At 45.2% G+C, this 21183-nt stretch carries 18 protein-coding genes; 17 read left to right on the top strand and 1 reads right to left on the bottom strand.

Translation table 11 applies throughout. The features are described 5' to 3' along the window. Window positions 1–113: 113 nt before the first annotated feature. Together AB5916_RS10330 and AB5916_RS10325 are read left to right on the top strand one after the other, a co-directional pair. Window positions 114–2639: a glycyl radical protein gene (locus AB5916_RS10330; RefSeq protein WP_368190683.1), complete on the top strand. Its 2526-nt coding sequence runs from the start codon at window positions 114–116 to the stop codon at window positions 2637–2639. Between the two features lie 16 nt (window positions 2640–2655). Next, window positions 2656–3447, top strand: a complete 792-nt coding sequence (locus AB5916_RS10325) for a glycyl-radical enzyme activating protein (protein WP_262582797.1) — start codon at window positions 2656–2658, stop codon at window positions 3445–3447. 63 nt (window positions 3448–3510) lie between these two features. Here AB5916_RS10325 and AB5916_RS10320 read toward each other — a convergent pair whose 3' ends face one another. Next, window positions 3511–4392 carry a LysR family transcriptional regulator gene (locus AB5916_RS10320; RefSeq protein ID WP_173728274.1) on the bottom strand — a complete coding sequence of 294 codons (882 nt, stop codon included), beginning with the start codon at window positions 4390–4392 and terminating at the stop codon, window positions 3511–3513. A 372-nt stretch (window positions 4393–4764) separates the two neighbouring features. Between AB5916_RS10320 and AB5916_RS10315 the strand changes: the two genes are divergently transcribed. The 15 genes from AB5916_RS10315 (at window position 4765) to AB5916_RS10245 (ending at window position 21173) form a co-directional block, all read left to right on the top strand. Next, a complete protein-coding gene (locus AB5916_RS10315; RefSeq protein ID WP_173728272.1) occupies window positions 4765–5709 on the top strand; it encodes an ABC transporter permease in 945 nt (314 codons plus the stop codon). Window positions 5710–5711: 2 nt separating this feature from the next. Continuing rightward, window positions 5712–7079 (top strand): ABC transporter permease, encoded by a 1368-nt coding sequence (locus tag AB5916_RS10310; RefSeq protein WP_368190681.1) that lies wholly within the window; start codon window positions 5712–5714, stop codon window positions 7077–7079. 15 nt (window positions 7080–7094) lie between these two features. Then, window positions 7095–8102 (top strand): ABC transporter ATP-binding protein, encoded by a 1008-nt coding sequence (locus tag AB5916_RS10305; RefSeq protein WP_173728269.1) that lies wholly within the window; start codon window positions 7095–7097, stop codon window positions 8100–8102. Window position 8103: 1 nt separating this feature from the next. Beyond that, window positions 8104–9114 (top strand): ABC transporter ATP-binding protein, encoded by a 1011-nt coding sequence (locus tag AB5916_RS10300; RefSeq protein ID WP_173728267.1) that lies wholly within the window; start codon window positions 8104–8106, stop codon window positions 9112–9114. A 140-nt stretch (window positions 9115–9254) separates the two neighbouring features. Beyond that, window positions 9255–10928 (top strand): peptide ABC transporter substrate-binding protein, encoded by a 1674-nt coding sequence (locus tag AB5916_RS10295; RefSeq protein ID WP_368190680.1) that lies wholly within the window; start codon window positions 9255–9257, stop codon window positions 10926–10928. Between the two features lie 153 nt (window positions 10929–11081). After that, complete coding sequence (locus AB5916_RS10290; protein WP_368190679.1) at window positions 11082–11834, top strand: hypothetical protein; 753 nt, start codon at window positions 11082–11084, stop codon at window positions 11832–11834. Then, a complete protein-coding gene (pepT, locus tag AB5916_RS10285; RefSeq protein WP_368190678.1) occupies window positions 11831–13057 on the top strand; it encodes a peptidase T in 1227 nt (408 codons plus the stop codon). Before AB5916_RS10290 ends, pepT begins: the two co-directional genes overlap by 4 nt. 465 nt (window positions 13058–13522) lie before the next feature. After that, the gene (locus tag AB5916_RS10280; RefSeq protein WP_368190676.1) at window positions 13523–14470 is read left to right on the top strand and encodes an L-lactate dehydrogenase; all 948 of its coding nucleotides are present in this window, start codon (window positions 13523–13525) and stop codon (window positions 14468–14470) included. A gap of 214 nt (window positions 14471–14684) precedes the next feature. Further along, entirely contained in the window at window positions 14685–15479 is a 795-nt protein-coding gene (locus AB5916_RS10275; protein WP_158421792.1) for a CoB--CoM heterodisulfide reductase iron-sulfur subunit B family protein, read from the top strand. Continuing rightward, a complete protein-coding gene (locus tag AB5916_RS10270; protein WP_158421791.1) occupies window positions 15479–15883 on the top strand; it encodes a 4Fe-4S dicluster domain-containing protein in 405 nt (134 codons plus the stop codon). The genes AB5916_RS10275 and AB5916_RS10270 overlap by 1 nt, the downstream gene beginning before the upstream one ends. 7 nt (window positions 15884–15890) lie before the next feature. Continuing rightward, window positions 15891–17879 carry a CoB--CoM heterodisulfide reductase iron-sulfur subunit A family protein gene (locus tag AB5916_RS10265; protein ID WP_158421790.1) on the top strand — a complete coding sequence of 663 codons (1989 nt, stop codon included), beginning with the start codon at window positions 15891–15893 and terminating at the stop codon, window positions 17877–17879. After that, complete coding sequence (locus AB5916_RS10260; RefSeq protein ID WP_158421789.1) at window positions 17870–18313, top strand: hydrogenase iron-sulfur subunit; 444 nt, start codon at window positions 17870–17872, stop codon at window positions 18311–18313. The genes AB5916_RS10265 and AB5916_RS10260 overlap by 10 nt, the downstream gene beginning before the upstream one ends. Then, complete coding sequence (locus AB5916_RS10255; RefSeq protein WP_158421788.1) at window positions 18301–19275, top strand: 4Fe-4S dicluster domain-containing protein; 975 nt, start codon at window positions 18301–18303, stop codon at window positions 19273–19275. The genes AB5916_RS10260 and AB5916_RS10255 overlap by 13 nt, the downstream gene beginning before the upstream one ends. A gap of 3 nt (window positions 19276–19278) precedes the next feature. Further along, complete coding sequence (locus AB5916_RS10250) at window positions 19279–20322, top strand: 4Fe-4S dicluster domain-containing protein (protein WP_158421787.1); 1044 nt, start codon at window positions 19279–19281, stop codon at window positions 20320–20322. After that, entirely contained in the window at window positions 20319–21173 is an 855-nt protein-coding gene (locus AB5916_RS10245) for an FAD/NAD(P)-binding protein (RefSeq protein ID WP_158421786.1), read from the top strand. Before AB5916_RS10250 ends, AB5916_RS10245 begins: the two co-directional genes overlap by 4 nt. The last annotated feature ends 10 nt before the right edge of the window (window positions 21174–21183 follow it).

The raw sequence follows: 21183 nt of genomic DNA, 5'->3' as shown, positions 1-21183 counted from the left end.
CGATATAATAGAGGAAAATAAGGTGGGGAGGGAGTACCCTGCCACAGCGAAAAGACTTTGGAAAGCATCTGTGATTGCGGAGCATAGGCGCTGCCCTTTGGGAGAGGAGTAACATGGAGAAATATAATACAAGCGATATTCCAAAATCATCAAGGATTCCAAGACTGGTGGAGCATCTGTATGCAGAGATGCCAAAGATCGAATCAGCAAGAGCCAGACTTCTGACAGAATCCTATCAGCAGACTGAGGGAGAACCGATCATTCAAAGAAGAGCAAAGGCATTTGCACATATCCTGCATCACCTTCCCATCGTGATCCGTGAGGAAGAACTGATCGTAGGAAGCAGCACCCTTGCACCCAGAAGCTGCCAGACATTCCCGGAGTTTTCTTATCAATGGCTGGAGGATGAACTGGATACGGTTGCAGGCAGAAGTGCAGACCCATTTTTCATAAAAGAAGAGACTAAGGAAGAACTGCGTCAGATCCATCAATATTGGAAGGGCAGGACCACCAGTGAGCTTGCCACTTCCTATATGGCACCGGAAGCCATCCGGGGGATTGAACACAATATTTTTACACCAGGGAACTATTTTTATAATGGTGTGGGGCACGTAACTGTTAAGTACTGGGAAGTTCTGAATATTGGCTTTGAGGGGATCATGGCAAAGGCAAAAGCAGAGTTGGCTCAGTGTAATGTTGGAGATGGTGACTATGCAAGAAAGTCCCGTTTCCTGGAGGCTGTGATCATAAGCTGTCAGGCTGCTATGGATTATGCTGCCAGGTATGCCGAACTGGCACAGCAGATGGCTGAAAAGTGCACGGATCCGGACAGGAAGCAAGAGCTTCTGGCTATTGCTGACAACTGCAGCAGGGTGCCTGCCAAAGGCGCAGAAAGCTTTTATCAGGCCTGTCAGTCTTTCTGGTTTGTACAGCTTCTGATCCAGATCGAATCCAGCGGACATTCTATTTCACCTGGAAGATTTGACCAGTATATGTATCCATATTATAAGAAGGACGTAGAAGCAGGAAAGATTACCAGGGAAGCTGCCCAGGAGCTGATGGATTGTATCTGGGTGAAGCTGAATGACCTGAATAAATGCAGAGATGCTGTATCTGCGGAAGGATTTGCAGGATACAGTTTGTTCCAGAATCTGATCGTAGGAGGTCAGAATAAAGATGGGGAGGATGTGACCAATGATCTGTCTTTTATGTGTATTCAGGCCTCCATGCATGTAAACCTGCCTCAGCCCTCATTGTCTATCCGGGTATGGAACGGTTCGCCCCATGATCTTCTGATCAAGGCAGCAGAGCTTACCAGGACAGGGATCGGTCTGCCTGCATATTATAATGATGAGGTGATCATCCCGGCACTGATGAACCGGGGATTAACTTTGGAAGATGCCAGGGAATATAACATCATCGGATGTGTGGAGCCACAGAAGGCGGGGAAGACAGAAGGATGGCATGATGCTGCATTCTTTAATATGTGCCGCCCGCTGGAGCTTGTTTTCTCCCAGGGTATGGACAAGGGAGAGATGGTGGGAGTTCCTACCAAGGACATCAGTGAGATGCACAGCTTTGAAGACTTTTATGATGCATATAAGCAACAGATGGATTACTGTATTTCCTTGATGGTGAATGCAGATAATGCAATTGATGTGGCTCATGGGGAGAGATGCCCGCTGCCATTTTTATCCAGTATGATCGATGACTGTATCAAAAAGGGCAAATCCACCCAGGAAGGTGGAGCTGTCTACAACTTTACCGGTCCTCAGGGATTTGGGATCGCCAATATGGCTGATTCTCTTTATGCCATCAGGAAGCTGGTATTTGAAGAGAAGCAGTTTACCCTTGGGGAATTAAAGGAAGCACTGATCTGGAATTACGGAAAAGGCCTGGATCAGCAGTCTGTGCAGGATCTTGCCCAGGGGATACTGAAAGAAGCTGAAAATGCAGGCAGGCAGGTTGATGAAAAGATGACAGAAGCAGTGGTTCAGTCTGTGCTTTCCATGAAGCTTTCAAAGGAGAAGATCAGCCGGTACGAAGAGATCCGGAACAAGATCCTGGAAGTACCTAAGTTTGGAAATGATATTCCGGAAGTGGATTATTTTGCAAGAGATGTTGCTTATACATATACAAGGCCTATCCAGCAGTATAGCAACCCAAGAGGAGGCAGATTCCATGCAGGTCTTTATCCTGTATCTGCCAATGTTCCGCTGGGAGGACAGACAGGAGCTACCCCGGACGGCAGATATGCCCATACACCGGTTGCTGACGGAGTTTCACCATCTGCAGGCAAAGATGTGAACGGTCCTACAGCAGCAGCTACTTCTGTATCCAGACTTGATCATTTCATTGTATCCAATGGTACATTATTTAATCAGAAATTCCATCCCTCTGCCTTGTCAGGAAGAGAGGGATTGGAGAAATTTGTGGCATTGATCCGTACCTTCTTTGACCAGAAGGGCATGCATATGCAGTTTAATGTAGTAAGCAGGGAGACTCTTCTGGACGCACAGGCGCACCCGGAGAATTATAAGCATCTGGTGGTGCGTGTGGCAGGATACAGCGCTTTGTTTACCACATTGTCCAGATCCTTGCAGGATGATATTATACGAAGGACAGAGCAGGGATTCTGAGAAACAGGAGAACATAATGGATTACTTGAAAACAACAGGCAGGATTTTTGATGTACAAAGATATTCCATTCATGACGGACCAGGGATCCGTACCATCCTTTTTCTGAAAGGGTGCATCCTGCGGTGCAGGTGGTGCTGTAATCCGGAATCCCAGGAGTTTGCCATTCAGAAGATGATCGTACAGGGGGAAGAGAAGATCATCGGCAGGGATGTGACAGTGGAAGAAATGCTTCAGGTAGTGGAAAAGGATCGGGCATACTATTACCGTTCAGGCGGTGGGATGACTCTTTCCGGAGGGGAATGCCTGTGCCAGCCTGAGTTTGCCAGGGATCTGCTTCGCGGTGCAAAGGAAAGAGGAATCCATACGGCTATAGAAAGTATGGCAGGCATGCCCTGGGAGAATATCCAGATGGTGTTGCCCTATCTGGATCTGTACCTGATGGATATCAAGCATACCAATCCTGAAAAACATAAGGCTTTTACCGGAAGATCTAATGAACGAATGCTGGAAAATGCAAGAAAAACAGCGCTTTCCGGGATGACCCGCCTGGTGATAAGGGTGCCTGTGATCCCAGGGTTTAATGATACTGTGGAAGAGATCCAGGGGATTGCCAGATTTGCAGCAACTCTTCCAGGGGTGGATAAGATTCATTTGCTGCCTTACCATAGGCTGGGACAGGATAAATACACTGGTCTTGGTCGTGAATATTTGCTGGACGGGGTTCTGCCCCCATCAGCAGAACATATGGAAACATTAAAAAAGGCAGTCCATGCAGTATGTGGCCTGGACTGCCAGATCGGAGGATGATCCTGCATTTTGCAGGATCATTTTTTGCAGTGATGATTGTGCGGACATCTGTTTCATGTAGGATCATTCTTTTAATGCGGCGATCATTTTGCGTACAGCAATACTTTGGGGCCGCGTGCTGTCCCGTACCAGATAAACATCCCTGGCTGGGATCTCTTCTGCCAGGGGGATCTGGATCACCTGGCCACGGCGCAGGGCATCCTGGGCAAGTATTTCCGGGAAAAAACCAATGCCAAGATTATGCATGATCATAGGCAGGATCTGGTCAGTGGCAGATGCTTCCATATCCGGCTGGAAAGGCAGTCCCCGCTGGAGAAAAAGCTCCATATAGGTTTCCCTGGTGGAAGTCCGTCCCCCAAGAGAAATAAAGGGATAATCCCGAAGATCCTGCAGGTGCAGGGGTGTATTGGCTGCCTGGGCGAATTTAGGACCTCCCAGAAGAATCTCCTTAAAAGATACAAGGAGGGTTTTCTGGAGAGGTTTTTTTGTGTGGGCAGGGCTGGAAACCACTGCAAAATCCACAAGTCCGTTTTCCAGGGCAGTAAGAGCTTCCGGGGTAGAGTGACTGGCAATCCGTAGACGTACATGTGGATATTTTTTGTGAAAGGATTCCAGCTTATCTAAAAGCAGAAGACGCAGGGCTGTCTCACTGGCACCAATGGAAATCAGGCCGCTTTCCAGACCACGATCCTTTTCCAGTTCCTTTTCGCCAAGGGAAATCTGCTCATAAGCTACGGAAATATGTTCATACAGACGTTTGCCCTCAGGGGTAAGGGAAACTCCACGGTGAGTACGGACGAACAGCTTACAGTTCAGTTCGCGCTCCAGGATATTCATGCAGCGGGTAATGTTGGGCTGATTATTATTCAGGATTTCTGCTGCTTTGGTAAAGCTTTTGTACTGGCAGACAAAATAGAAAATGCGGTAATAATCAAAGTTGACCAAGACTCACGACTCCTTCTGGCTGCACATGTTTGTGGCAGCCATTCTTTTTATCATCATTTTGCAGGTTTTTGACCGGGATGTCAAGGAAAATACCATAACTGCAGCGTTCTTTCACTTGTCTTTTCTTGTGCTAAAGTGTAGAAATGAGAAAAGTTACTTGATTAAAGCAAAAAAGGGTGCTATAATTTCTGCATATTTTATGGATGGATGTTCTATCCGTAGTAAAGAGCAATACTTTCCTAACAGACATAGTAGAGAGCTTATGAAGTAGAACGGAATTGATTTGGTCTTTGAAAAAAGAAGTTTTCGGAGACTTTTTTTGTTTTATTTGCAAGAATGGTGTGTCAGGGGAAAAGAAAACAAGGAGGAAAAATGGGCAAATATTTTGTAAAAAGGCTTGGAATGGCAATACTGACCATCTTTCTGGTGGCATGTCTTACCTTCCTTTTAATGAATGCTGTGCCAGGAAGTCCCTGGCTCAGTGAGAAAACGCCGTCGGAAACAACTCTTGCGGCACTGAATGCAAAATACGGTCTTGATAAACCGGTTTACGTTCAGCTTTATATGTATCTTAAGAATATTCTTCATGGTGATTTTGGTGTATCTCTGAAAATGCAGAAGAACCGTGCGGTTCTTAGTATTATCACAGAGATGTTCCCGGTATCAGCAAAGGTTGGAGCCATTGCTTTGTGCTGGGCAGTGCTGGTAGGTATACCCATTGGCTGTCTTGCTGCTTTTAAACGAGGCAAATTTACAGATAGTGTGCTGCGTATTATATGTACTCTCGGCATCTCTATGCCCAGCTTTGTTGTGGCATCTGTACTTCTGGTTACACTTACAGGAACAAACGCTTTAAGCTTGTTCCCTTCGATCTTTGATGCTTCCCAGGGATGGAGGGCATATGTACTTCCCTGCTTTGCACTTGGATTTTACCCTATGTGCTATACTGCAAGACAGACCAGATCAGCCATGCTGGATTCATTCAGCCAGGAATATATCAAGACTGCAAGGGCAAAGGGCCTTAAGAATAATAAGATCATTTTCAAACATGCCCTTAGAAATGCCCTGATTCCGGTTATTACATATCTGGGGCCGCAGGTAGCATTTACCCTGTGCGGCGGCTTTGTAGTGGAAAGCGTTTTCTCCATTCCGGGACTTGGACGTTACTTTGTACAGTCCATCCAGAACCGTGATTATCCGGTGATCATGGGTACTACGATTTTCCTTGCAGCATTTATTATTTTGATGAACCTTGTGGTAGACCTTCTTTATAAAGTAGCTGACCCAAGGATCAGCCTTACGAAAGGAGGAGAATGATCGTGGCAGAACAAAAGAAGAAAATGAAGCGCTGTCCTGTCAGTATGCAGCCGGATATTGAGAATTTGTTAAACGATCTTTCCCCAGAGGATTTCTCAAAGGCATCAAAAGAAGAAAAGGATGACTTTATTCAGGATCGTAAAAGTGTATCCTACTGGAAGGATGCATGGCGCAGACTGAAAAAGAATGTGGTAGCCATGGTAGCCCTTGGTGTGATCGTTTTGCTGTTTTTATTTGCTTTTTTGGGGCCGGTTCTGGTTCCATATGGCTATGACGAATTTAACAAAGGTGCAGAGAACCTGTATCCTTATCACTATACCTTGGAAGACCAGCAGAAGCTGGATGCAGAGATCGCCTCAAGAACAAAGACAGATGTGGTTGATGTAGATGAGATGATCGCCAAGGCTAAGGAAGAGGCTGAAGCCAAAGGAGAGGAATTCACCAAAAAGGACGAAGCTGTGATCCGTGCCCAGGCAAAGGTTGCTGCTAAAAAAGGCAGCTCCGCAAGCAGTGACAGTGCGGAAGAGGTGGATCAGGACGCACTCCGTAAGGAGCTTGGTATAAAAAAGCATTTGTTTGGTTATTCCCAAAAAGAACTGGAACGTAAGGCTTCCGGAGAAAAAGTTTTTCCACATGTATTTGGAACTGACATGTATGGCCGTGACATTCTGGTGCGTGTTATGTACGGAGCCAGAGTATCCATGTCCGTAGGTGTGTTTGCAGCACTTCTTGTGCTGGTGATCGGTGCAGTTTATGGCGCAATTTCCGGATACTGCGGCGGCAAGGTAGATGCGGTGATGCAGCGTATTGTAGAACTGATCTATGCAGTGCCTGAAATGCTGGTGGTACTTCTGATCGCTACAGCTATGAAACCAATCCTTACAGAATATGTAAATTCAGCAGGCAACAGTCCTATGAAGTCTTTTGTGTCTGTATTGGGACCAAACCTGATTTCCATGTTTATCGCTTTCGGTATGCTGTACTGGGTAACAATGAGCCGTATTATCCGTGGCCAGGTACTGCAGCTGAAGCAGCAGGAATACGTAACAGCAGCAAGGGCACTGGGAGCATCCGGCGGCCGTATTATCCGTCGTCATCTTCTTCCCAACTGTATCGGGCAGATCGTTGTTACCACCTGTCTGCAGATTCCATCTGCTATTTTCCTGGAATCCTTTTTGTCCTACCTTGGAGTAGGTGTATCCGCACCGCTTCCAAGCCTTGGTTCCATGGCAACAGATGCCCTTGGCGGCATGTATACATATACCTATCGTCTGATCGTGCCTTCTGTGATCCTTAGTGTGATGATCCTTGCTTTCAACCTGTTTGGTGACGGCCTGCGTGATGCTTTGGATCCTAAGCTGAAGAAATAAGAAAGGAGGAGAACAATGTCTGAAAAGAAAGAAAAATTATTGGAAGTAAAAGACCTGAAAGTCTCCTTCTTTACACCAGCCGGTGAGGTTAAGGCAGTAGGAGGCATTTCCTATGACCTGGATTATGGTGAGGTCATGGGAGTGGTTGGAGAGTCCGGATCCGGAAAAAGCCAGGAGGCTTATTCCATTATTGGTCTTCTTCAGTCACCAGGTAAGGTTGTTGGCGGAAGCATTACTTTTGAAGGAAAGGACATGCTTGCCCTTACAAAGAAAGAAATGCAGGAATATCGTGGGAATAAAATCGCCATGATCTTCCAGAACCCTATGACAAGCCTGAATCCTGTTTATACAGTAGGAAATCAGCTTGTGGAGGCCCTGCGTGCTCATGACAGCAAGATCAGCAGGAAAGAAGCTGAACAAAGAGCTATGGAAATGATGGAAATGGTTGGTATCAACAATGTACAGAAGCGTATGAATCAATATCCTCATGAGTTTTCAGGAGGTATGCGCCAGAGGGTTATGATCGCCATGGGCCTGATCTGTCATCCACAGCTTCTGATCGCAGATGAACCTACCACAGCCCTGGATGTGACCATTCAGGCGCAGATCCTGGATCTGATGAAATCCCTTCAGAAGAAGACGGGCATGGGTATTATTTTTATCACCCATAACCTGGGAGTTGTTGCAGATATCTGTGATAAGGTATCTGTTATGTATGCAGGAAAGATTGTTGAGCAGGGGCCTGTAGATGATATTTTCTATGAGCCTGCCCATCCATATACCAAAGGACTTCTCCGTTCCATGCCACGTGTGGATGCCCAGAGCTATGAGAGACTGATCCCCATCGAGGGAACACCGGTGGATATGCTGAATCCTCCGGAAGGATGTCCTTTTGCACCACGTTGTGAGAAATGTATGAAAATCTGTCTGAAGAAAATGCCTCCTTACGTGGAAATCAGCGACAAACACCGTTCTGCATGCTGGCTGTGTGTAGAAGATCTGATGAACAAGGAGGAGAATTAAAATGGCAGAAGATAAGAAACTCCTTGAAATACAAAATTTACGTAAATATTTTCCTATCAAGGGAGTGAAAGGTCCTGGGGTGCAGGCTGTACAGGACGTTTCCCTTTTCATCAAAAAAGGAGAAACACTGGGTCTGGTAGGAGAGTCCGGATGTGGGAAAACTACTCTTGGAAGAACCATTCTCAGACTGTATGAGCCTACAGGCGGAAAGATCATTTATGACGGACAGGCGATTTATGATAATCCTCTTGGGCCGGACGGACAGCCTCTTGGCAAAGCCAAATCTGTGAATATGCTGCCTTACCGCAGAAAGATGCAGATCATTTTTCAGGATCCATCCGCATCTCTTGATCCCCGTATGACAGTAGGAGAGATCATCGGGGAAGCAATCGATATCCATAAGCTTGCAGCAAATAAGAAAGACCGTGCAGACATGATCAAGGAACTGCTTGCACAGGTTGGATTAAATACAGAGCATGCAAACCGTTATCCTCATGAGTTTTCAGGCGGACAGCAGCAGCGTGTGGGAATTGCCCGTGCACTGGCCGTTAAGCCGGAGTTTATCGTATGTGATGAGCCGATCTCCGCACTGGATGTTTCTATTCAGTCTCAGATCGTAAATATGCTGGAGGACATGCAGCAGCAGATGGGACTTACTTATCTGTTCATTGCCCATGACCTTTCTGTTGTACGTCATATTTCCAACAGGATCGGTGTTATGTACCTGGGCTCTCTGGTAGAGCTGGGTGAAAGCTATGAACTGAACCGTCATCCCATCCATCCATACACACAGACATTGTTATCAGCAGTGCCGGTGCCGGATCCAAAGCTTAGCCGTACCAAGAAAAGGATCATTCTTGAGGGAGACGTGCCAAGTCCAATGAATCCACCAAGCGGATGCCGTTTCCATACCAGATGTCCATATGCTACGGAAAAGTGTAAGGTGGAAGCCCCTGTATTTCGGGAGCATGAGCCGGGGCACTGGGCTGCATGCCATATGCTGGACAAATAAGGTATAGGGGATGAATACCATGGATTGCTATGTTGCTGTGCTCTTGCAATCCTGCAAATAGGTTATTGTAGGGAGAGATCCCTCTTTAATAAATGTGTTGTTTCTCATGCAGCACAAAAAAGAAAAAAGGAGGAAAAGTAATGAGAAAGGCAAGAAAATTTATGTCTCTGGCCCTGTCAGCAGCTATGGTTGTAGGCATGGCCGCTACCACACCGGTAATGGCTGAGGATGCTGCTGCATCTGAGGACGGATATAATCTGTCTCTTTGCATCGCTTCTGAGCCTATGTCCATCGACCCTGCATTAAACAGTGCAGTAGATGGTGCGATCATGTGTAATCACATGTTTGAAGGTCTGGTCAAATGGGTGGATGACGGCGACGGAAATGCAGTAACTGCACCTGGACAGGCAGAATCCTGGGAGAAGACAGCAAACGATGATGGTGCAGTAACTTATACACTGACACTTCGTGACGGTATTAAATGGTCAGACGGACAGGACGTAACAGCAGGTGACTTTGTATATTCCTGGCAGCGTCTTGCAAATCCTGAGACAGCAGCAGATTACTGCTACATGATCGATATGGTACAGGGCTATGATACAGTTGCTGATGGCAGTGCAGAGCCTGACACACTTGGTATCAAAGCAATTGATGACAAAACACTTCAGATCGATCTTACCTATGACTGCCCGTATTTCGAGGAGATCATGGCATTCCCGGCAACATTCCCTGTTCGCCAGGATAAAGTTGAGGGAAATGATGACTGGACATATGATGTAGATTCTTATATCAGCAATGGACCATACAAGATGAAAGAGTGGTCACACAATGCTTACATCCTGATGGAGAAAAACGAGAACTACTATGATTATGAAAAGCTTGGACCGGATACCATCAAATTTGCACTTCTTGATGACAACAATGCTATGCTGAAAGGCTACAACAATGGTGAGCTTGATTTCATCGAGAATCTGCCGGTAGATGAGATCCCAACATACCTTGCTGATGGACAGCTTAATATCGCTGACTATCTTGGAACATATTATGTATGCTTCAACACAGAGGACGAGACATTCTCAGATCCTAACATCCGTAAGGCTTTCTCTCTTGTAATCGACCGTAACTATATCGTAGAGAATGTTTCACAGGCTGGTGAGGTTCCGGCTGACGGATATGTTCCATCCGGTGTAAATGATGCAGCTGGCCCTGGAAATGATGATTTCCGTACTGTAGGTGGTTCTTACTACAGCATTTCTGATGAGGATTACGAGAAGAACTGTGAAGAGGCTCGTCAGCTTCTTGCAGACGCTGGTTATCCGAACGGCGAAGGCTTCCCCACTGTTGAGTATCTGTACAACACATCTGACAACCACAAGAAGATTGGTGAGGCTCTTCAGAACATGTGGCAGGAGCAGCTGGGCGTTACTGTTAAACTGAACAATCAGGACTGGAACGTATTCCTGGAGAACAGAAAACAGGGTAACTTCCAGATCGCTCGTAACGGCTGGATTGCAGACTACAATGATCCTTGCTCCTTCCTGGATATGTGGTACACTGACGGCGGAAACAACGATGCTCAGTACTCCAACCCGGATTACGATGCAAAGATTGATGAAGCAAAAGCTACTTCCGTACAGGAAGATCGTATGAAAGCATTCCATGAGGCTGAGGATATCCTGATCGGTCAGGACAGCGTACTTGCTCCGATTTATTTCTATACACAGCCATACATGCTGAAAGAGAACATTCAGGGTATGTACTACACACCACTTGGATACTTCTTCTTCGGTTATACATCAAAAACAGCAGAGTAAATTTTCTTGTAGGAAATCTGCTTTGTAAGCCTTTGACAGGGGCAGTTCTATCACAGAAATGTGGCAGGGCTGTCCCTGTTTTTTTGCTTCGCATTGACCCGGATTAAGAGGCATGGTATACTTTCTTTAACTCTAGAAAGGATGGTAATGAATATGGACGTATTAGATCAGCAGAAGGCTGTGCGAAAAGCTGCAACCGGCAGGATGTGCCTGTTATTCGGCGGTGGATTCCTCTTGTTTACAGCCATTACATCGACTTTGCTGTACGGGATCAATTTTCTGGTGATCGCCTCTAAGGCAGCCGCAGGAACCAAGGAATATGTGGAGCTTCTTGCAAAGACAAACATGCAGGTTCCGTTTCTCAGGCTGGTTGGTATATTGTTTGTGATCATGGCAGTTGTGGAGGTTTTTGCCGGGATCAGCAGTGTACGGTACAGTAACCGGGTAGACAAGGCGACTACGATGCTCCGGATTGCTCTTGTGCTTTTGGTTGTGGAGGCCTTGATGGAAGTCTTTCTTTGTTTCTCCAAGCTGATGAGTCTGGGAATGCTTTTTACAGCAATTGGGATCCCACTGTTTATTTTATGGGGAGCATGGGGCTTTCGGAAGCTTTCTAAGGAAGATCCTAAGCGTGTCTACGCAGTGGATATGAAGAAAAGACAGCAGGCCAGAAGACAGGCAGCAGCCCAGCCGGCAGCACCAAAGAAAAGCCTGCGTGAACGTGCTATGATGCAGGCAGATTACACACAGGATACATCAGAAGAGATCCAGCCGGAAGGCGAAAAGGAGCCTCAGGCAGATGCTGTGCAGACATCAGAAGGGATACAGTCAGACAGCGAAGCAAAACAGGAAGTGCATGATGCTGCAGAGGCTAATAAAACAAAACAGGGAGAAGAGAAATTATGAGAGCGTATGAGCGTTTTTTGAAGTATATCAGGGTGTATACCACAAGTGATGATAACAGTGAGACAATACCTTCCACTCAGAGACAGTTTGATCTGGGAAATGAGCTGGCACAAGAAATGAAAGCGCTTGGGATCAGCAATGTGCGTATAGATGACAAATGCTATGTGTATGGTGAAATCCCTGCTACAAAGGGTTATGAGGATGCACCAGGGATCGGGTTTATTGCCCATATGGATACAGCACCGGATTTTTCCGGAGAAGGTGTGAATCCTCAGATCATCGAAAATTATGATGGCAGCAGGGTAGCACTGGGAAATAGCGGACTTTTCCTGGATCCGGCTGATTTTCCGCACCTTTCCTCACTGAAAGGCAGAACACTGATCACCACAGATGGTACCACTCTCCTTGGCGGAGATGACAAGGCAGGGATCGCAGAGATCATGACTCTGGCAGAGATCCTTCTGAAAGAGGATATCCCCCATGGAAAGATCTGCATTGGTTTTACTCCGGATGAAGAGATCGGCAGAGGTGCAGATTGTTTTGATATAGAGAATTTCGGCGCTGATTTTGCCTATACCGTAGATGGCGGTGTGGAAAACGAACTGGAATACGAGAACTTCAATGCTGCAGGTGCAGATGTACAGATCGAGGGCTTTCCAGTGCATCCTGGAAGCAGCAAAAATACCCTGGTGAATGCAGTGCAGGTAGCGGTAGAATTTCATAATATGCTTCCTTCAGGGGAGACACCAAGGTATACAGAAGAGTATGAAGGCTTTTACCATCTTTGCGACCTGAACGGGGATATTGCACAGGCAAGTATGGTTTACATTATTCGTGACCATGACAGCCATCTGTTTGAAGCAAGGATTTCTACCATGAAGCATATTGCAAAGCTTCTTAATGAAAAATACGGTGCCGGTACAGTCACATTGACCATTAAGGAGCAGTACCGGAACATGAAAGAAAAAATTGAGCCATGTATGCATCTGATCGAGAATGCAAAGCTGGCAGCCCAGGAAGCAGGTCTGTCACCTGTAACAGTACCCATCCGTGGCGGCACAGACGGGGCAAGGCTGTCTTACATGGGTCTTCCCTGCCCCAATCTTGGCACCGGCGGCTATGCAGCTCATGGTCCCTGTGAGCATATTACGGTAGAGGGCATGGATCTGGTGGTGGAGATCCTGAAAGGGATCGTGAAGCGGTATGCAGAGCCTGTGAAATAATAGGATAAGAACCATTGTGATCTGGCAGTTGTTCAGCAGCATGTAACAGAGAATGTGTTGGGTAACTGTGTGATAATTTTTTATCACAATGGTTCTTTTTTTGTAAAAATTTAAAGCGTAAAAGCACCCTACCTGTTTAAAAATATATAGAAATGGACACATGTTGGAAAAAATGATCTTGAATTTTTAATTTCTTAATTTAATACAATATGCTTAAAAATTAACGATAAAAAATGTGCAACATGCCGATATTCTTGAAATACAAAAAAAAAACTTGTTAAAATATTATCATTATGGTATCTTAGTAATGCGGAACTGAACTAAATTCTATTTATGCGGAGAAGAGGGAATATGCCTGTATTTGAATGAAAATATTGGTAGAGCAGAAGATGAAAGTTGTGGTTCTGTTTTTTTATTCAGATAATTGTTAAAAAAAAGACGAGAGGAAGAAGGAAGGAACAGGTTATGAGTAGCAAAATTACTATTATTGGTGCAGGTAGCGTAGGTTCTACCATCGCTTATACTTTGGCAAGTGAGGCGATTGCGTCTGAAATCGTTATGATTGATATTAACAAGGAAAAGGTAGAAGGTGAAGTGATGGATATCCTTCAGGGTACCTGTTTTAGAAGTCCGATTTCCATGATCGCAGGAGAATATGAAGATGCTAGGGACTCTGACATTGTAATTATTACATCCGGGATTGCCAGAAAGCCGGGACAGACCAGGATCGAGCTTACACAGACGAATGTAAATATTATGAAAGACATTGCTCCAAAGATCGCAAAGGAAGCTCCAAATGCTATTTACATTATCGTAAGCAATCCGGTAGATATTATGACTTATGTATTTACCAAGATCTCCGGTATTCCGGAGAAACAGGTAATCGGTTCCGGTACACTGCTGGATACAGCACGTCTTCGCTGCGGTATTTCTGAGCATTTCAAGGTAGCACAGGCAAATATCCATGCGTATGTATTCGGTGAGCATGGGGATACTTCCTTTATTCCGTGGACAGGTGCTTATATCTCAGGTGTAAGTGTGGATGAATATTATGAGAATATGAAAGCACTTGGAAAAGAGATCCAGCCAATTGATAAAGAGGCAATGCTGAATTATGTCCAGAAGTCCGGCGGCCAGATCATTGCAAAGAAAGGGGCTACTTTCTATGCTGTATCTGTAACTGTATGCAAGCTGGTCAATCTGGTACTTGCAGCATCTGATACAATTACCACTGTTTCTTCCATGATGCATGGAGAGTATGGTATTGAAGACGTATGCTTAAGCACACTTACCTTGGTAGGACCTAATGGTATCCAGGGAAAAGTACCAATGCGTATGAATAAGAATGAAATTGAACAGTTGAGAAAGAGTGCTGACGCCCTGAAAAAAGTTATTGCACAGATCAATCTGTAAAATTACGTATATATTGGGAGCCGCTTGCGGCTCCCCTATTATGTCCCAAATAGTCTTGATTTGATTTTAAAATACAAAATAACGTGTTGATTCCTATTAATTTCTGAATATACCAGCAGCCGGAAAACAAGATAAAAAGGTTGCTGTATATATAAATAGATTTGCTGAAAAAACGATAGAAAATGCTAAGAAACAAAGAAAGGATAGCAGGATTATGAAGTACAGTTATTATCCGGGATGTACCCTGAAAAACAAAGCAAAAGACCTGGATACCTATGCCAGGGCTTCTGCCAAGGCGCTTGGATTTGAACTGGAAGAAATCGAAGACTGGCAGTGCTGCGGCGGTGTTTATCCGCTGGGAAGCGATGAAATTGCCACAAAGCTTTCTTCTGTCCGTGCATTGGAGCAGGCCAGGGAAAAAGGCCAGGATCTGGTAACAGTCTGTTCCGCCTGTCATCATGTGATCAAAAGAGTCAATGACGACATGCAAAATGTGGAGGATATCCGCACCAGAGCCAACAATTACCTGAAATTTGAAACACCCTATGCAGGAGAAACAACCGTTCTCCATTACCTGGAAGTATTAAGAGACAGGGTAGGCTTTGATAAGATCAAAGAAAAGGTTGTAAATCCGTTAAAGGGCAGAAAAATAGGTGCTTATTATGGGTGCCTTTTGTTAAGACCCGGGAAAATACTGGGATTTGATAATCCGGAAAATCCTTCCATTATAGAAGATTTTATCCGTGCTATCGGTGGTGAGCCGGTGATCTATCCTTTCCGTAATGAATGCTGCGGTGGATATATTTCCCTGAAAGAAAAGGACATGGCACAGAATATGTGCAAAAAGATCATGGACAGTGCAGAAGGTTTTGGGGCAGAGATGCTGATCACAGCCTGTCCGCTTTGCATGTATAACCTGAAAAAGAACGGAAACGGAAAACTTCCTGTATACTATTTCACAGAGCTTCTTGCTGAAGCACTGGGCGTGAAAGAGGAGGTGGCAGAGTAATGAGTGCTTATACATATGGAAATACTGCAAATGCTGCAGAACGGATCAAAGAGATCTCAGGAGTAAATCCTCTGAAATGTATGAAATGCGGTAAATGCTCTGCAACCTGTCCGGCATTTAATGAGATGGATATCAAACCACATCAGTTTGTATCTTATGTACAGAATGGGGATATCGAGGCACTTGCCCAGTCAAAATCCCTGTGGAAATGTCTTTCCTGTTTTGCATGTGTGGAGCGTTGCCCAAGAGATGTAAAACCAGGAAAACTGATCGATGCTGCAAGACAGATCGTGATCAGGGAGAAGGGACAGAATTATCTGAAAGCAGATGAGATCCCGGAGCTTCTTGATGATGAAACGCCTCAGCAGCTGTTAGTCAGTGCATTCAGAAGATACAGGAGGTGAGAGACTGGTGCAGAGAATAGGTGTATTTGTATGTCACTGTGGTACCAATATCGCAGCCACAGTAGATGTAAAAAAAGTAGTTGAAATGGCAAAAATGGAGCCAGGAGTAGTCCATGCAGAGGATTATCAGTATATGTGCTCTGAAGCAGGACAGTCCAAGATCATTAATGCAATTAAAGAGAAACATCTGACAGGAGTTGTAGTATGTTCCTGTTCCCCACGTATGCATGAGGCTACTTTCCGCAAAGCAGCGGAAAAGGCAGGTCTGAATCCATACATGGTAGAGATCGCAAATATCCGTGAGCACTGCTCCTGGATCCACAAAGATATGGAGGAAGCAACCAAGAAAGCTGTGATTCTTGCAAGAGCAGCCATTGCAAAGGTAAATCTGGATGCGCCTCTTCAGCCAGGAGAGAGTCAGGTTACAAAAAGAGCCCTGGTGATCGGCGGTGGTATTGCCGGTATCCAGTCTGCACTTGATATTGCAGATGCAGGATATGAAGTGGATATTGTGGAAAAGCTTCCAAGCATTGGTGGAAGAATGTCCCAGCTGGACAAAACATTCCCAACCCTGGACTGCTCCGCATGTATCCTTACCCCTAAGATGGTAGAAGCTGCAGCTCATGAGAAGATCAATATCTATACATACAGCGAAGTTGAGAAGGTAAGCGGCTTTGTAGGAGATTTTACAGTAGATATCCGTAAAAAAGCCAGAAGCGTAGACATGAGCAAATGTACAGGCTGTGGTGTATGTTCCCAGAAATGTCCATCCAAGAAGATTCCTAACGAATTTAACCGTGGACTGAACAACCGTAGTGCCATTTATATTCCTTTTGCACAGGCCATTCCAAATGTACCTGTGATCGATCGTGAGAACTGTATTAAGTTCAAAACCGGCAAATGCGGTGCCTGCGCCAAGAACTGTGCAGCAGGAGCCATTGATTATGAACAGCAGGACGAGATCGTAACAAAGAAATACGGAGCCATTGTTGTGGCAACCGGCTTTGATGTGATTAAGCTTGATCAATATGATGAATATGCTTACAGCCAGAGCAAGGATGTGATCACTTCCCTGGAGCTGGAGCGTCTGATGAATGCAGCAGGACCTACAAAGGGTCATCTGGAGCGCCTTTCCGATGGAAAAGCACCGAAGAATATTGTGTTTGTACAGTGTGTGGGAAGCCGCTGCTCTGATAACAGAGGAAAAAGCTACTGCTCCAAGATCTGCTGTATGTATACAGCAAAGCATGCAATGCTGATCAGAGATAAATACCCGGATACGAATGTGACCGTATTTTATATTGATGTACGTACTCCTGGAAAGAACTTTGATGAGTTCTACAGAAGAGCTGTAGAAGAGTATGGAGTAAATTATATTAAAGGCCAGGTTGGAAAGGTCATTCCTCAGCCGGACGGAACTTTAATGGTACAGGCATCAGACCTTCTGGATAACAAACAGATCCTGATGGAGGCAGATATGGTTGTGCTTGCAGCTGCCATTGAGCCAAATAAAGATGTACGTAAAATCGCAACCATGCTTACTGCAAGTATTGATACCAACAATTTCCTTACTGAAGCCCATGCAAAGCTTCGTCCTGTAGAATCACCAACCGCAGGTATCTTCCTGTCCGGAGTGTGCCAGGGACCAAAGGATATTCCGGAAACCGTTGCACAGGCTGGAGCAGCAGCAGTAAAAGCAATCGGATTGCTGGCAAAAGACAAGCTGACTACAAACCCATGTACAGCAAAGGCAGATCCTCTTGCATGTAACGGATGTTCCCAGTGTATGAATGTATGCCCATATGGAGCGATTTCCTATGAGGATGTACAGGTGAATGACCATGGAGTACGTGAGACGAGGCGTGTGGCAGTTGTGAACAATGCACTTTGTCAGGGCTGTGGTGCATGTACAGTTACCTGTCCATCCGGAGCGATGGATCTTCAGGGATTCTCCAACAGACAGATCATAGCGGAGGTAGATGCAATATGTCGATAGAAGCAAAAGAAGAATTCAGGCCTAAAATCGTAGCGTTCTGCTGCAATTGGTGCAGTTATGCAGGTGCAGACCTGGCAGGAAGCAGCCGTCTGGTTTATCCGGCAGATGTAAAGATCATCCGTGTTCCATGTTCCTGCCGTGTGAATCCTATGTTTATCCTCCGCGCTTTTGAAAAAGGGGCAGACGGAGTGATCCTTTGTGGATGTCATCCGGGAGACTGCCATTATACAACCGGAAACTATTATGCAAGAAGAAGAATGACACTTTTGTTCTCCATGCTTGATTTTATTGGTGTGGAAAATGGACGTACCCGTGTGGAATGGGTATCTGCAGCAGAAGGTGTTAAGTTCTCCCAGACCATGAATGAGTTTGTGGAGAAGATCCATTCTCTTGGCAAGAATGTAAGATTGGAGGATATAAGATGCAGGAACTGATTAGCCGTGCAAAAGAGCTGCTGGCAGATAATACGGTAGCCCGTGTTCTTGGCTGGAGAGCCGGAGACCTGCCTTACAATCCTGAAGCAGCATATTTTGAAACACCGGAAAGCCTGGATGAATTCGTTTACGATGGCTTTTGCGGAGCAAATTTAAGCAAGATGATGATCGAAGCTTCCAAGCTGGAAGGAAAAACCCTTGTCTGTCTGAAGCCGTGTGACACATACAGCTTTAACCAGCTGATTAAAGAGCACAGGGTAGACCGTGAAAAAGCCTATATTATCGGTGTAGGCTGTAAAGGTAAGCTGGATGTGGAAAAGCTTCGCAAAATGGGAATCAAGGGAATCCAGAAAATCACCGGAGCAAAGCTTACTGATGATTGCGAGAACCTTGAAATTGAAACAATTTATGGCAGCAAAACTGTTTCCTATAAAGATGCAATGCTGGAAAGATGCCATGTATGTAAGGGCAAAGAGCATATGATCTATGATGAGATCATCGGTGAGTCCAAGGATACAAAAGATGCTGACCGCTTTGCAGAAGTGGAACGGATCGAAGCAATGTCTCCAAAGGAAAGATTTGAATTCTTCCAGAAAGAACTGAGCAAATGTATCCGCTGCAATGCCTGCCGCAATGCTTGTCCTGCATGCAGCTGCCGCAGATGCGTATTTGACAGTACCAAATTTGACAGTGCCCAGAAAGCAAATGTGGATGATTTTGAAGAAAAGATGTTCCACATCATCCGTGCATTCCATGTAGCAGGAAGATGCACAGACTGTGGAGAGTGCAGCCGTGTCTGCCCACAGGGAATTCCTCTTCATCTTTTCAACCGTAAATTCATCAAAGACATCGATCAGTTCTATGGAGAATATCAGGCAGGTGCAGATGCTGAATCAAAAGGTCCGCTTACCAGCTTTACATTTGAGGATGTGGAGCCTGGCATTGTGGCAGAAAGGGGATAATGTATGTATAAGATAAAAAAAGAAAATCTGAAGGCATTATTCCAGATGATTTCTGAAAAACAGGATCTGATCCTTCCTGTAAAAAAAGCAGAGCAAACAAATTTTGCACTGTGGACTGAAGATGCAGATGTGGATCTTACAACCCTGAAAACTGTAAAATCAGGAAAAGATGCTTTTTTCCCACAAAGCGAAACTTTATATACATGTGTACGTGATGGCAAGAAGCTGTCTGTAGAGCCGGAAGCATTAAGAGAGCATCCGTTTGTAGTATTTGGAATGAAAGCCTGTGATGTAAAAGGTGTGGAGGTTCTGGATAAAGTATTTCTGTCTGATCCGGTAGACACTTTTTATGCAGCAAGGCGTGAGCATGGGACTATTGTTGCCATGGCCTGCCATGAGCCGGAAGAGTCCTGTTTCTGCAAGGTTTTCGGTACAGATGCAGCAGATCCGGTGGCAGATGTAGCTGTCTGGATGATTGGTGAAGAACTTTTCTGGAAAGCTGTTACAGAAAAAGGAAATGCTCTTACAGAAAGCGTGAAGGAGCTTCTTCAGGATGCTGATGCAGCAGATGAGGAGGCAGTTTCTAAGGAAAAAGAAGCAATCCGTACCATTATTGAAAAACTTCCCTATACACACCTTTCCCTGGAGGGGTGGGATGGAAATGCTACAGAAGAAAAATTCAACTCTCCTGTATGGAATGAACTGTATAAACCATGTCTGGCATGTGGTACCTGCACCTTTGTATGTCCTACCTGCCAGTGCTATGACATTAAAGACTATGATACAGGCCATGGCGTAAAGCGTTATCGCTGCTGGGATTCCTGCATGTATTCTGATTTTACGCTGATGGCAGGTGGTAATAACCGTACAACACAGCTGCAGAGATTCCGCCAGAGATTTATGCATAAGCTGGTTTATTTCCCGGCAAACAACGATGGCATGTATTCCTGTGTAGGATGCGGACGTTGTGTGGAGAAATGTCCGGAAGCATTAAATATTGTAAAGGTGATCAAAGCCTTTGAAAAGCAGGGAGGAGAAAAAGCATGAGTGAATGTACCTGCCATAAAAACTACAAACTGGATACTCTGATCCCAAAGGTAGGAGTTATCACCAGTATTAACGAGGAAACTCCGGATGTGAAAACCTTTTGTGTGAATGCACCGGATGGAGGAAAGCTTTTTGAACATATGCCCGGACAGTGTGCAATGCTTTGTGCACCTGGAGTCAGCGAAGGAATGTTTTCCATCACATCTTCCCCTACCAATAAAGAATATCAGGAATTCAGTATTAAAAGATGCGGAGAACTGACATCTTATCTGCACAGCCTGCAGGTTGGAGATGAGATCACAGTGCGTGGGCCTTATGGAAATCATTTCCCGGTAGAGGATAAGCTGAAAGGAAAGAATCTTCTGTTTATCGCCGGAGGTATTGGTCTGGCGCCTCTTCGTTCTGTGATCAATTATGTGCTGGACAATCGTGAGGATTATGGAACTGTGGATATTCTGTACGGTTCCCGATCCGCAGATGACCTGGTTAAGCTGAAAGAGATCCAGAATGTATGGATGAAAGCAAAAGATGTAAATGTATATCTTACCATTGACCGTGAGCAGGAGGGCTGGGACGGACATGTAGGCTTTGTTCCTAGCTATCTGAAAGAAATCGGATTTGATACAAATAAAGTTGCATTGGTGTGCGGACCGCCGATCATGATTAAGTTTGTTCTTCAGGGATTGGAAGAACTGGGCTTTTCAAGATCACAGGTTTATACCACACTGGAGCTTCGTATGAAATGTGGAATCGGTAAGTGCGGACGCTGCAATATTGGTTCCAAATATGTGTGCAAGGACGGACCGGTGTTCCGACTGGATGAGATCGATCAGTTACCTGATGAGTACTAAAGAAGCAAAG

The sequence above is a fragment of the Blautia sp. 1033sp1_1033st1_G9_1033SCRN_220408 genome (assembly GCF_040929965.1).
GTDB lineage: Bacteria > Bacillota > Clostridia > Lachnospirales > Lachnospiraceae > Blautia_A > Blautia_A ammoniilytica.
This window is presented reverse-complemented; position numbering and strand designations above follow the sequence as displayed.